The organism is Amycolatopsis pretoriensis (genome assembly GCF_900107925.1).
Taxonomy (GTDB): Bacteria; Actinomycetota; Actinomycetes; order Mycobacteriales; family Pseudonocardiaceae; genus Amycolatopsis; species Amycolatopsis pretoriensis.
This window is the reverse complement of record NZ_FNUJ01000011.1, coordinates 81,051-93,431: the sequence shown is the minus strand read 5'-3', so window position 1 is coordinate 93,431 and position 12,381 is coordinate 81,051. Positions and strand designations below refer to the sequence as shown.

Sequence of the window (12,381 nt, the reverse complement as noted above, 5' to 3'; positions counted from 1 at the left end):
AATCTCCCTGATAAATGATCAACACGCCGGCATCCCGGGCTACATTGGGAGCATGCGCTTCTTCGTCGTCGACGCCTTCACCGACCGGGCCTTCGCCGGGAACTCCGCCGGGGTCGTCCTGCTCGACGAGCCTGCCGATCCGACCTGGATGCAGGCCGTCGCTACCGAAATGAAGCACGCCGAGACCGCCTTCGTCGTCACCACACCCGAAGGCCCCAAATCGCTCCGGTGGTTCACGCCCGCCGTCGAAGTCGCGCTGTGCGGGCACGCCACCGTCGCCGCCACGCACGTTCTCGGCGGCGAGCAGGTCTACACCACCAAGAGCGGCGAACTGCGCGCCAAAGCACAAGACGGCTGGGTCGAGCTGGACTTCCCCTCCGACCCGCCGACCCCGACCGACGACGACCTCTCCGAGATCCTCCCCGGCGTCGAAATCGAGTACGTCGGACGCGGGGTCGAGAACCTCTTCGCCGTCCTCGAAGACGCCGAAACGGTCAAAAACCTCGAGCCCGACCTCGCCAAGCTCAAGGACACCTGGACCGGACGGCTGCTGGTCACCGCGAAGGGCGACGACTACGTCAGCCGCTTCTTCGCGCCGGGCGTCGGCATCGACGAAGACCCCGTCACCGGCTCGGCGCACTGCATCCTGTCGCCGTACTGGTCCGAAGAACTCCAGAACAAGGACCTGACCGGTCACCAGATCTCCGCGCGCGGCGGGGTCGTCCGGACCCGTCAGGACGGCGACCGCGTCCACCTCGCCGGCCAGGCCGTCACGATCGTGAGTGGGGAGCTGCACGTCTGATGCGCACGCTGCTGAACATCATCTGGCTCGTCCTGTGCGGCTTCTGGATGGCCCTGGGCTACCTGGTCGCCGGCGTCATCTGCTGCATCCTGATCGTCACCATCCCGTTCGGGCTGGCGTCGTTCCGGATCGCGAACTACGCGTTGTGGCCGTTCGGCCGCACGGTCGTCGACCGGCGGGACGCCGGTGCCGCGTCCTGCCTCGGCAACGTCATCTGGTTCGTCTTCGCCGGGCTGTGGCTGGCGATCGGGCACATCTTCACGGGCATCGCGCTGTGCGTCACGATCATCGGCATCCCGCTGGGCGTGGCGAACTTCAAGATGATCCCGGTGTCCCTCATGCCGCTCGGCAAGGAGATCGTCGAGATCCCCTGATCACGACTCCGGCTCGTACGGCAGCTGCACCACCAGGCAGGGGCCGCCGACGAACAACCCGCCGTCGACGCCCAGCGCCTTGCCGCCCGCGTAGAGGAACGGTCCCTCGATCTGCGTCGGGTGGATGCCCAGCTGGTCGGCGATGACGCTGTGCCCGTGCACGATCCGGGTCCCGCCGAGGGCGTCCATCAGCTTCTGCGCGTTCTCCTCGCCGTCCGGGCCGCGGAACGCGTACCGCGTCGTCATCCGGCGCCAGACGTCCCACCACGCCTCGATGTCCGAGCCGGCGAGGATGTCGGCCGCCGCCTCGTTGATCTCCGGGACCGTCGACCCCCAGTCGAGGTACTCCAGCGTGTCGGAGTGCAGGAGCAGGTGGTCGGCCGCCAGGGCCGCCAGCGGACGCCGGGAAAGCCATTCGATGTGCTCGGGGGTCAGCCGGTCCTGGTCCGACAGGAGGCCGCCGTTGATCTCCCAGCTGCGGGCGAAGCTGCGCGGGCCGAAGTCGGACGGCACCGGCTCGTCGCCGAAGTGGTACATCCCCAGCGCCAGGATCTCGTGGTTGCCCAGCAGCGTCTGCACCTGGCCGCCCGCCTCGGCCGCCTGCTCTTCGAGCCGCATGACCAGGTCGATCGCGCCGACGCCGTCCGGGCCGCGGTCGACGAAGTCCCCCAGGAACCACAGCTGGTCCGCCGCCCCCGACCAGTTGTCTTCGTCGTCCACCAACCCCTCGGCGCGCAGTGCGTCGGCCAGCTCGTCGCGGTGGCCGTGCACGTCGCCGACAACGTACGTGGAGTTGCTCATCCGGTGACGATAAGCCCTTCGCCCACCCGGCCGGTGGTCAGCCTTCGCCGAACGGGTCCACGGTCCGCCCGATCAGGTCAGCGACCGAGTCGATCACCAGTGTGGGCCGATACGGATAGCGTTCGGCCGACTCCCGGGTGGATATGCCGGTGAGCACCAGGATCGTCTGCAACCCGGCCTCGATGCCCGAGTGCACGTCGGTGTCCATCCGGTCGCCGATCATCAGCGTCGACTCCGAATGCGCACCCAATCGGCGCAACGCCGAGCGCATCATCAGCGGGTTCGGCTTGCCGACGTAGTACGGCGACCGCCCGGTGGCCTTCTCGATCAGCGCCGCGACGGACCCGGTGGCCGGCATCGAGCCCTCGACGCTCGGGCCGGTCGCGTCCGGGTTGGTCGCGATGAACTTGGCGCCGCCCTCGATCAGCCGGATCGCGCGCGTGATGGCGCTGAAGCTGTACGTGCGGGTCTCGCCGAGCACGACGTAGTCCGGGTCGCGCTCGGTCAGGACGTAGCCGACCTCGTGCAGCGCCGTCGTGAGGCCCGCTTCGCCGATGACGTACGCCGAGCCGTTCGGCCGCTGCGACGAGAGGAACTTCGCGGTCGCCAGCGCCGAGGTCCAGATCGACTCCTCCGGGATGTCGAGCCCGGTGCGCTCCAGCCGGGCCCGCAGGTCGCGCGGGGTGTAGATCGAGTTGTTCGTCAGCACCAGGAAGTCGATGCCGTTCGACTTCAGCTCGGCGAGGAACTCGTCGGCCCCGGGGACGAGGTGCTCCTCCTTGACCAGGACGCCGTCCATGTCGGAGAGATACGTCCACCGGCGATCGTTCATGCGCGGAACCTATCACGCGCGCGAGGCACCTGCGGGCAGGCGCGAAAACGGCTACAGTGGGAATTGCCGGTACCGCGAGGGGAGTCGCGTTCCCGGTCACCGAGGGGGTTCGGGGGAATACATTTCGAGGTCGTCGGCGCACGTCGTCGTCGCGCAATTCTTCCTGCCCCCGAACGCGAAGGGGGAGATCAAATGACCGAAATCATCGAGCGCCCGGCGGCGGCCGCGCCGATCACCGGGCCGAACTGGGGACTCACCAAGTTCCTGGACCCGCTGCCGGTTCCGCCGCTCTTCCGGGCCCGCGGCCGGGAAACGATCACCATTCCGATGGTGACCAAGCGGCAGCGGCTGCACTCGCAATTGCCCGAAACCACGCTGTGGACGTACGCGGGGCATTTCCCGGGTCCGACGATCGAAGTGCGCAGCGGCAAACAGCTGCGGATTTCGTGGTCGAACGAAATCGACGGCGAGTTCCCGCTGGTCGCCGTTCAGGGGCCGGTGACGGACGCGCCGACGAGCCGCCCGGGCCGCGAGCTCGGCAAGAAGGACTACTCGATCGTCGAGGGCGTCGCCGACCTGCCGGCGTGGACCGTCGTCCACCTGCACGGCGCGCGCACCAACGCGGGCAACGACGGCTGGGCGCACAACGCGGGCCTCAAGGGCACGTCGCAGCTGACCGAGTACCAGAACCGGCAGCCGGCGATGCCCCTCTGGTACCACGACCACGCCATGGCGATCACGCGCTTCAACGTCCACACCGGCCTGGCCGGGATGTACCTGATCCGCGACGACGAGGAGGACGCGCTCGCCCTGCCGCACGGCGACCGCGAGATCCCGCTGATCCTCACCGACCGCAACCTCGACACCGACGCGACCGGCGCGCTCACCGGGCAGCTGCTGTTCAAGTTCCCGTTCGTCCCGAACGGCCCGATGATCCCGTTCTCCGGCCCGTTCAACCTGGTGAACGGCGTGATCTGGCCGCACCTGGACGTCGACGCGAAGTGGTACCGCTTCCGGCTGCTCAACGCGGCCAACTCGCGGTTCTACACGCTCAACCTGGTCGACGAGAACAACAACCCGGTGAACGACGCCGTCCGCCTGATCGGCACCGACGGCGGCCTGCTGCCGGTTCCGACCGAGCTGCCCCGCACCGGCCTGACAGTCGCCCCGGCCGAGCGCTTCGACGTGCTGATCGACTTCAGCCGCTTCAAGGGGCAGAAGCTGAAGCTGCGCAACGCCGACCCGCGGCTCGGCGGGGTCGAGCCGGACCTCATGGAGTTCCGGGTGGACGGCCGCGCGAAGCACGACTCCTTCACGCTGCCCGAAAAGGTGTCGACGTCCTACGTGCGGCTGCAGCACGGCACGACGCTGCCGGAGGACCACGACCACGTCTGGGTCGCGCTGCTGCTCAACAAGGACGGCCACCCGGAGATGTGGGACCTCGAGCAGGTCGACGCCGACCCGGGTGGCGAGGGCGTCATCCAGGTCCAGGACCCCGCGGGCGGGCTGAAGACGTTCCGGATGACCGGGCGGCTCTTCGACGACACCACGGGCATCTTCATCGACCACGACCGGTGGGCGGTGTGGAACATCCTGCACGTCGCGAACGGCGGTCCCGCGCACCCGATCCACATCCACCTGACCGAGTTCCAGGCGCTGTTCCGGCGGAGCTTCACCACGACGTTCGACCAGCCTTCGGAGCGGACGACGGCGCCGATCAGCGGGTTCACCGACGTCCCGCTGGAGAAGTACGAGGAGGGCTGGAAGGACACGATCATCGTGAACCCCGGCCAGTGGGTGAGCGTCGCCGGCCGGTTCGGCGGGGGCACCGGCGAGTTCATGTTCCACTGCCACATCCTCGACCACGAGGACGAGGGCATGATGCGGCCGTTCGTCGTGCACCCGCCGGAGGTGGCGAAGTTCCACGTCCACCCGGGCGGCGGCCACCACCACGAGGGCTGAGGTCAGGAGGCCGCGGCCGGGTGCACCGCCACGGTCGCGGCCTTCACCGAGAGCGTCACCGCCGAGCCGGGCTCCAGCGCGAGCTCGGCCACGGCGGCCGGCGTCAGGTCGGCGGTCAGGCCGTGCGCCCAGCCGTCGCCCTCGGCCCGGACGCGGATCACCGGCCCGTGCGGTTCCAGGGCCGCCACGACGGCGTCGGTCGTGTTGCGCGGGCTGCCGCGGTGGTCGCCGTCGTGCGGGTAGACCGCGACCGCGTTCGGCGGGAACACCGCCACCGCGGGCTCCCCCAGCACCACGTCCGCGGCGGGGATCCCGCTCACGATCGAGCCCGACTCCGTTCGCAGGCCGTCGGCGACCGCCGTCCCGGCGACGAGGTTGAGCCCCGCGATCCGCGCGGTGAACGCCGTTCGCGGCGCGGAAAGCACTTCACGGGTCGGGCCGCGTTCGACGATCCGGCCACCGTTCAGCACCGCGACGTGGTCGGCGAGCGCGAGCGCGTCCAGCGGGTCGTGCGTGACGAGCACCGTCGTCGGGCCCGTCTTGAGCACCCGCCGCAGCAGGCCGCGGATCGCGGGCGCGGCGTCGACGTCGAGGGCGGCGAACGGCTCGTCGAGCAGCAGCAGGTCCGGCTCGGCGGCCAAGGCCCGGGCGATCGCGACGCGCTGGGCCTGGCCGCCCGACAGCTGCCCCGGCCGCCGGTCCGCGAGCGCGACGGCGTCCACTTCGGCCAGCCAGTAGAAGGCCCGCTCGCGCGCGGCACGGCGGCCGGCGCCGGTCGAACGCGGCGAGAAAGCGACGTTGTCGGCCGCGGACAGGTGCGGGAAGAGCAGCGCGTCCTGGGACAGCAGGCCGATCCCCCGCCGGTGCGGCGCGACGCCGGCCAGCGCGCGCCCGGCCACGGTGATCTCCGCCGCCGTCGGCGTGATCAACCCGGACAGGCAGCCCAGCACGGTCGACTTCCCGGAGCCGTTGGGCCCGAGCAGCGCCAGCACCGTGCCGGTGGGGACGTCGAGGTCGACGTCCAGCGAGAACGAGCCGCGGACGGCCTCGATCCGGGCGGTCAGGCTCACCGGAGGCCGCCTTCCCACGAGCGCGGCCGAGCGACGGCGATCACGATGACCGCCACGACGATGAGCAGCAGCGAGAGCGCGACGGCGCTGTCGATGTCCACTTCGGCCTGCGTGTAGACCTCGAGCGGCAGCGTGCGCGTGACGTCTTCGAGGCTGCCGGCGAAGGTGATCGTCGCGCCGAACTCGCCGAGCGCGCGGGCGAAGCTCAGCACCACACCGGACCCGAGCGCGGGCAGCAGCAGCGGCAGCGTGACGCGCCGGAAGACCGTCCACGGGCGCGCGCCGAGCGTCGCGGCGACCTGCTCGTAACGGTCGCCGGAACCGCGCAGCGCGCCTTCGAGGCTGACCACGAGGAACGGCATCGCGACGAACGTCTGCGCGATGACCACGGCGGTCGTCGTGAACGGCACCGACTCCCCGGTCAGCGTGGTGATCAGCATGCCGAGGAAGCCCTTGCGGCCGAGCAGGTAGAGCAGCGCGAGACCGCCGACGACCGGCGGCAGCACCAGGGGCAGCAGCACGATCGAGCGCAGCAGCCGGACGCCCCGGAACCGGGCGCGCGCGAGGACGACGGCCAGCGGCACACCGAGCACCACGCAGGCCGAAGTGGACAAAGCGGCCGTGATCAGCGACAGCCGCAGCGCGTGCCACGACGACGGCGTGGCGACCAGCGACGGCAGCCGCGTCAGGTCCGAGCGCACCAGCAGCCCGACGACCGGCAGGACGACGAGGGCCAGCGCGAGCGTGGCGGGGATCGCCAGCACCCACGGGACGCGCGAGCGGCCGGCCGGGACGGATCCCGGCCGGCCGCTCGCGGAACGCTTACTGCGCAGGACCGAACCCGACCTTGCCCAGCTCGGTCTTGCCCTCGTTGCCGAGGACGAAGTCGTCGAACTCCTTGGCCAGCGCGGCCTGCCCGCCCTTGACCACGGCGATCGGGTAGTTGTTGATCGCGCCGGACGCCTCGGGGAAGTCGACCTTCTCGACCTTGCCCGCGGCCGAGGTGGCGTCGGTGACGTAGACCAGGCCCGCGTCGGCGTCACCGGAAGCGACCTTGTTCAGCACCTGCTTGACGTCCTGCTCTTCGCTCTTCGGCTTGAGCGTGACGCCGGTGGCGGTCTCCACCTTCTTGGTCGCCGAGCCGCACGGCACCTGCGGCGCGCACGTGACGACGGTCAGGCCGGCCTTGTCGAGGTCCGCGAAGGACTTGATCCCCTTGGGGTTGCCCGGCGCGACGGCGATGGCGAGCTTGTTGGTCGCGAAGACCGTCGGCTGGCCGTCGATCACGCCACCCTGGACCGCTTTGTCCATGTTGGCCTGGTCGGCCGAGGCGAAGACGTCCGCCTTCGCGCCGTTGGTCAGCTGCTGGACCAGGCCGGACGAGCCCGCGAAGCTGAACTTCACGGTGACGCCGGGGTGCGCGGCCTCGAACTCCTTGCCGAGCGCGGTGAACGACTCGGTGAGGGACGCGGCGGCGAACACGGTGAGCGTCCCGGTGCCGGCGTCGCCGCTGCCCTTGGGCGCGGGGGCGCTGGCCGACGACCCGCCGGACTGCGTGCTGGGCTCGTCCGAGCTGCTGCACGCGCCCGCGAACAGGGCCACGGCCGCGACAGCAAGAGCAAGCTTCTTCATCGACTTCCTTCCGGTGTTTCCACCACGACAGTGGTCGCCTTGACCACCGCGACCGCGAGCACCCCGGGGCGCAGGCCCAGCTCGCGGACGGCTTCCGTACTCATCAGGGACACCACGCGGTGTGCCCCGCACTGCAGTTCCACCTGCGCCATCACCTTGTCGGCGATGACCTCGGTGACCAGCCCGACGAACCTGTTGCGGGCGGAGCGGCCGACGGTGGAGGGGTCCTCGGGGCCGGAGGCCTGGGCCCGGGCGAAGCCCGCGAGCTGGGCGCCGTCGACGACCTTGCGGCCGGCGGCGTCGTCGGTCGCGGTCAGCTGCCCCGCGCGCACCCACCTCCGGACGGTGTCGTCGCTGACGCCGAGCAGGCGCGCGGCCTCGGACAACCGAAATTGCGGCATGGCGCAGACATTATCTCCGCAGTTGAGGAAAAGCTACGCGGGGCGCGAATTGTGCATGACTTCGGCACGCAGCTGTTCCAGGATGACATTCTGATAACGCTCGATCGCTTTTCGCTCGGCCGGGGAGAACTGCGCCAGCGTCTCGCGGAGGGCGTCGAAGGCCGACTCGAAGAGGGGCGCGAACCGCTCGGCGGCCCCTGGCACGACCTCGACGAGGACCTTGCGCCGGTCTTCGGGATCGCGCACGCGGCGGACCAGCCCGACCTTCTCCAGGCGGTCGATGACGCCGGTCACAGCGCCGGTCGACAGGCCGGTCAGCTCGGCGATCCGCCCCGCGGTCAACGGTCCGCCCGATTGGATGACCAGGTCGAACGTCTTGTGGTCGGTGCCGGACAAGCCCATGCGTTCGGCGATCCGCGCGTGGCGCAGGACCGTGAACGTGCTGCCCGCGCGGCCCAATTCCGCGAAGCGGAAGAGTTCCTCTTCGGTGACCGGGTAAGTCTTTTCCGTCACAGGCCCTCGTTAGTTCGGCAACTGAACCACTCACTCGGCAAAGGATCCTACTTGGGCCGGTTGGATCGCGCGTTCCGGAGCTACTCTGTGCGTAATGACAGCAGTGGATCTCGGGTTTCCTCGCGTCCCCGGTACACGAGGGTCATCTCGCGTGCCCAGGCCCGAGAACCCGCACCTCATAGACACCTTCGGCCGGGTGGCCACCGATCTGCGGGTTTCCCTGACGGATCGGTGCAACCTGCGCTGCACCTACTGCATGCCCGCGGAGGGCCTCGACTGGATGCCGGGCGAGCAGGTGCTGAGCGACGACGAACTGGTCCGCCTGATGCGGATCGCCGTCGAGCGGCTCGGCGTCACCGACATCCGGCTCACCGGCGGCGAACCGCTGCTGCGGCCGGGCCTCGAGGACATCATCGGGCGGGTCACGGCGTTGTCGCCGCGGCCGCGGCTGTCCATGACCACCAACGGGATCGGCCTGGCGCGCCGCGCCGCGGGCCTCGCCGAGGCGGGGCTGAACCGGATCAACGTCTCGCTCGACACCATCGACCCGAAGACGTTCCTCGAGATCACCCGCCGCGACCGGCTCTCGCACGTGCTGGCCGGCATGGCGGCCGCGCGCGACGCCGGGATGTCGCCGGTGAAGGTCAACGCCGTGCTCATGCGGGGCGTCAACGAGACCGAGGCCGTGCCGCTGCTGAAGTTCTGCCTCGCCGAGGGCTACCACCTGCGGTTCATCGAGCAGATGCCGCTGGACGCCCAGCACGGCTGGAACCGCGGCGAGATGATCACCGCGGCGGAGATCCTCTCGATGCTGGGGGGTTCGTTCGAGCTGACGCCGTTCCCCGCGGCGCGGGGCGGCGCGCCGGCCGAACGCTGGCTGGTCGACGGCGGACCGGGCGACGTCGGCGTGATCGCGTCGGTGACCCGCCCGTTCTGCGCGGCGTGCGAGCGAACGCGCCTGACGGCCGACGGCGCGGTGCGGTCGTGTCTGTTCAGCAACGACGAGACGGACCTGCGCGCCCTCGCGCGCGCGGGCGCGCGCGATGAAGAGATTGCCGACGCCTGGCGCGCGACGATGTGGGGCAAGCTCGCGGGACACGAGATCAACGACGCCGGATTCGCCCAGCCGATCCGGCCGATGAGCGCGATCGGCGGCTGAGATGACCACCTTGACCATCGTGGTGCGGTACTTCGCCTCGGCGCGGGCCGCGGCGGGGGAAGAAGAGGAGAAGGTCCAGCTGCCGGCGGGGGCTTCGGTGGGCGACGCGGTCGCCGAGCTGCGGCGGTTGCACCCGGTGGGGTTGCCGCGGGTCTTGGACGCCGCCAGTTATCTGGTGGACGGGGTCGCAGTGCGGGATCCGGGGCGTTCGCTGCGGGATGGCGCCGAGCTGGACGTGCTGCCGCCCTTCGCGGGCGGCTGAGGCCGGCTTCGACGCTGGTCGGCCGCGGAGCCCTGCTGAGCCGACGCCCCGGAAAGCAGACCCCACCCATCCCGGGGGACGAGCCCCGCTTCAGCGTATCGGGCAGGTCCGTCGAAAAAGCCGAAAAGCGAGGGTGACGGCCCGGATCATCCACATCACGGTCGGCCTGTGGACACCTCGGCGGCCTCGCTCGGCCCGCGGGCCCGTGCCGAGCCACCGGCCTGCCGCACCGCCACGCCCCTGCCCGCGCAGCCGGGCCCCGGAAGCTGCTGGCGTTCGCCCGGCCGACGCGCCGCCCCGAAGCTTCACCCTTCCTATAAACAGGCGACCGCTCGCGCCCCGCCGCCGACCGCTCGGCGAACCCCCTTTCGGCCCCGGCGTGGCGCGTCACCAATTACGGCTGTTCGCGAGAAGCTGATCCCGCTTCGCCACCACGCCTTCCGGTGACACGTTTCGCCTGGTCCGTCGCGGTGCGTCGCCTCCACCAGGCGTCCGCACGAGCCCGCACGGTTCCGGCGGTGGCATCAAACCCCACGAACAGGTGGGGCTGTTGTGACTCACGGGGTACATGAGGCACAGTTGTCAAGTCTGGCGCCGTCCGGCGGGCAGTCATAAGATGCGCGCTTCAATCGCCGACCGGGCGCCGCGAATGGTCCATTCGCTGCGCAAAACACGTGATGCAAGCCTCACGATCCGTGTTTTATCTCGGCAAGGAAACGGGCAGATAACGGCCCGCTGACCTGCGCAAACATCCGTATCGACACGGGTTGCGTGCTGTTACTGTGACGTAGGTCACGCCCCGAATAATTTCCGATCACGGCCATCGTTACGTACCGTCGCTTTTCGGTTGGCCCCGACCAACCAGCACGACCGGGAATCCGTAGCGCCTAGCCCTGTCCAACGGATCCCGGACCCATACCCCGAGCGAAAGCATTTCCGGACAGGGACGAGGGGACGAGGAAGACGCGCCGTGCGTCGGACTCGCCCGCCGGTCTGAGACGGCCGGCGCCAGGACCCCGATCCTGACCCTCAGCACAGGTTCGTAGGCGCTGGGAAACCGAGAAGCATCCAAATGTCTTACCGAGGCAAGCACCGCAAGATGTCCGCTGCCACCCGCACCGTCGCTCGCGTCGCCATCGCGGGCATTGCGGTCGGCGCGCCCCTCGCCATCGCCGCGACCCCCGCGTCGGCGACCAACTGGGACGCCATCGCGCAGTGTGAGAGCAGCGGCAACTGGAACACCAACACCGGCAACGGCTACTACGGCGGCCTGCAGTTCTCGCAGAGCACGTGGAAGGCCTACGGCGGCACCGGCAGCGCGGCGAACGCTTCCCGCGAGCAGCAGATCGCCGTGGCCGAGCGCGTCCTGCAGGGTCAGGGCATCGGTGCGTGGCCCGTGTGTGGCAAGAAGGGCGGCGGCTCGTCGGCCCCCAAGGCCACCCACAAGACCACCCCGAAGCAGTCGACCACGCCGAAGAAGACCACGACCGCCCCGAAGAAGGCGGCGGCCCCGGCTCCGGCGGCGACCGGCGTGGCGAGCTCCAACCCGGCCGGTGACTACACCGTCGTGGCGGGCGACACCCTGTCGAAGATCGCCAAGCAGTTCAACGTCCAGGGCGGCTACCAGAAGCTGCAGGACCTGAACGCGAAGTACATCCCGAACGCGGACCTCATCCTCGTCGGCCAGAAGATCGCCACCAAGTGACGATCGCGCGCAGCGATGCGTGAGTCCGGCCTCGAGCCGTGACCGTCAAGCCCTCCACCGCCGATCCCCCGGGCGGTGGAGGGCTTGCGCGTTTCCCGGGTGCGGATGAGTGCGGTCGAGGTGACCGGTCACGCCTGATCCGGCGAACGGGTTGCGGCCCCGCCGCCCGCCTCAGTGCGAGCCGGCACCCGGCTCAACCCGGCGCGAGCGGGCGATCGCCGGCCGACTGCGCGAGCCACCGCGCCAATCGCCGCGCAAGCGAGCGTGCTGCGGCCTCAGCGCCGCACCTAGCCTCCGCCATGCCAACCGGCGGCTCAACGCCCGCCTGAGTGGCTCTCAGCGCCCGTCTCGCCCTCGGATGCCCGGTTTGTGTCGCCGTGCCGGCAGCGCCTCAGAGCCCGCGGATCCGCTCCGCCTCTCCCAGCTGCATCTCCGCACCCCGCCGCAGCACCTCCACCACCAGCTCCAGCTGCTCGGCCGAGTAGTCCTCCAGGATCGCCCGCCCCGCGCGCTCGATCGGGGCGTAGATCTCCTCCAGCAGCCTCGCCGCCGCCTGCGTCAGCTCCACCACCGCCCGGCGCCGGTCCTCCGTGGCCGTTCGGCGGGTCAGGTGGCCCGCGTGCGTCAAGCGCTGGATCGCCGTTGTCGTCGCCGCCGGGCTCAACCTGGCCCGCGTCGCCAGCTCGCCCGCCGTCAGCGTCTCCGCCGCCGCGACCAGGCCGATGATGCGCAGGTCCGTCCGGTTCACCCCGAACGCCGCCGCCGCGGCTTCGTCGACCACGTCGCTCGCCGCGCCCGAGGCCGCCGCTGCCAGCGTTGCCTCCGTGACCAGAGATTGCTTCGACACTCGAAAGAGTCTACCGTCACC

At 70.3% G+C, this 12,381-nt stretch carries 14 protein-coding genes; 6 read left to right on the top strand and 8 right to left on the bottom strand.

The window, feature by feature from the left end; genetic code table 11:
- Positions 1-52: 52 nt before the first annotated feature.
- Positions 53-802, top strand: a complete 750-nt coding sequence (locus BLV96_RS39715; RefSeq protein WP_086675198.1) for a PhzF family phenazine biosynthesis protein — start codon at positions 53-55, stop codon at positions 800-802.
- Positions 802-1,176 (top strand): YccF domain-containing protein, encoded by a 375-nt coding sequence (locus tag BLV96_RS39710; RefSeq protein ID WP_086675199.1) that lies wholly within the window; start codon positions 802-804, stop codon positions 1,174-1,176. Before BLV96_RS39715 ends, BLV96_RS39710 begins: the two co-directional genes overlap by 1 nt.
- On the opposite strand, the gene BLV96_RS39705 is transcribed toward BLV96_RS39710, so the two are convergent.
- Positions 1,177-1,977 carry a metallophosphoesterase gene (locus BLV96_RS39705; RefSeq protein WP_086675200.1) on the bottom strand — a complete coding sequence of 267 codons (801 nt, stop codon included), beginning with the start codon at positions 1,975-1,977 and terminating at the stop codon, positions 1,177-1,179.
- Between the two features lie 37 nt (positions 1,978-2,014).
- Complete coding sequence (locus BLV96_RS39700; protein ID WP_086675201.1) at positions 2,015-2,809, bottom strand: HAD-IIA family hydrolase; 795 nt, start codon at positions 2,807-2,809, stop codon at positions 2,015-2,017.
- Between the two features lie 192 nt (positions 2,810-3,001).
- Between BLV96_RS39700 and BLV96_RS39695 the strand changes: the two genes are divergently transcribed.
- A complete protein-coding gene (locus tag BLV96_RS39695; protein WP_086675202.1) occupies positions 3,002-4,771 on the top strand; it encodes a multicopper oxidase family protein in 1,770 nt (589 codons plus the stop codon).
- 2 nt (positions 4,772-4,773) lie between these two features.
- On the opposite strand, the gene BLV96_RS39690 is transcribed toward BLV96_RS39695, so the two are convergent.
- From BLV96_RS39690 to BLV96_RS39670, 5 genes are read right to left on the bottom strand one after another with little or no spacing between them, the layout of a single operon-like run.
- Positions 4,774-5,841 carry a sulfate/molybdate ABC transporter ATP-binding protein gene (locus BLV96_RS39690; RefSeq protein ID WP_086675203.1) on the bottom strand — a complete coding sequence of 356 codons (1,068 nt, stop codon included), beginning with the start codon at positions 5,839-5,841 and terminating at the stop codon, positions 4,774-4,776.
- Positions 5,838-6,605 (bottom strand): ABC transporter permease, encoded by a 768-nt coding sequence (locus tag BLV96_RS39685; RefSeq protein WP_086675204.1) that lies wholly within the window; start codon positions 6,603-6,605, stop codon positions 5,838-5,840. The genes BLV96_RS39690 and BLV96_RS39685 overlap by 4 nt, the downstream gene beginning before the upstream one ends.
- 58 nt (positions 6,606-6,663) lie before the next feature.
- A complete protein-coding gene (gene modA / locus BLV96_RS39680; RefSeq protein WP_086675205.1) occupies positions 6,664-7,473 on the bottom strand; it encodes a molybdate ABC transporter substrate-binding protein in 810 nt (269 codons plus the stop codon).
- A complete protein-coding gene (locus BLV96_RS39675) occupies positions 7,470-7,874 on the bottom strand; it encodes a TOBE domain-containing protein (protein WP_086675206.1) in 405 nt (134 codons plus the stop codon). The genes modA and BLV96_RS39675 overlap by 4 nt, the downstream gene beginning before the upstream one ends.
- A gap of 33 nt (positions 7,875-7,907) precedes the next feature.
- Complete coding sequence (locus tag BLV96_RS39670) at positions 7,908-8,387, bottom strand: MarR family winged helix-turn-helix transcriptional regulator (protein ID WP_086675207.1); 480 nt, start codon at positions 8,385-8,387, stop codon at positions 7,908-7,910.
- Positions 8,388-8,538: 151 nt separating this feature from the next.
- Between BLV96_RS39670 and moaA the strand changes: the two genes are divergently transcribed.
- The 3 genes from moaA to BLV96_RS39655 all read left to right on the top strand — a co-directional run bounded on the left by moaA (position 8,539) and on the right by BLV96_RS39655 (position 11,513).
- The gene (gene moaA, locus BLV96_RS39665) at positions 8,539-9,546 is read left to right on the top strand and encodes a GTP 3',8-cyclase MoaA (protein WP_086675208.1); all 1,008 of its coding nucleotides are present in this window, start codon (positions 8,539-8,541) and stop codon (positions 9,544-9,546) included.
- Position 9,547: 1 nt separating this feature from the next.
- Positions 9,548-9,808: a MoaD/ThiS family protein gene (locus BLV96_RS39660; protein WP_208608451.1), complete on the top strand. Its 261-nt coding sequence runs from the start codon at positions 9,548-9,550 to the stop codon at positions 9,806-9,808.
- 1,072 nt (positions 9,809-10,880) lie between these two features.
- The gene (locus BLV96_RS39655; protein WP_086675209.1) at positions 10,881-11,513 is read left to right on the top strand and encodes a LysM peptidoglycan-binding domain-containing protein; all 633 of its coding nucleotides are present in this window, start codon (positions 10,881-10,883) and stop codon (positions 11,511-11,513) included.
- A 391-nt stretch (positions 11,514-11,904) separates the two neighbouring features.
- Here BLV96_RS39655 and BLV96_RS51350 read toward each other — a convergent pair whose 3' ends face one another.
- Complete coding sequence (locus BLV96_RS51350; RefSeq protein WP_086675210.1) at positions 11,905-12,360, bottom strand: MarR family winged helix-turn-helix transcriptional regulator; 456 nt, start codon at positions 12,358-12,360, stop codon at positions 11,905-11,907.
- Between the last annotated feature and the right edge of the window lie 21 nt (positions 12,361-12,381).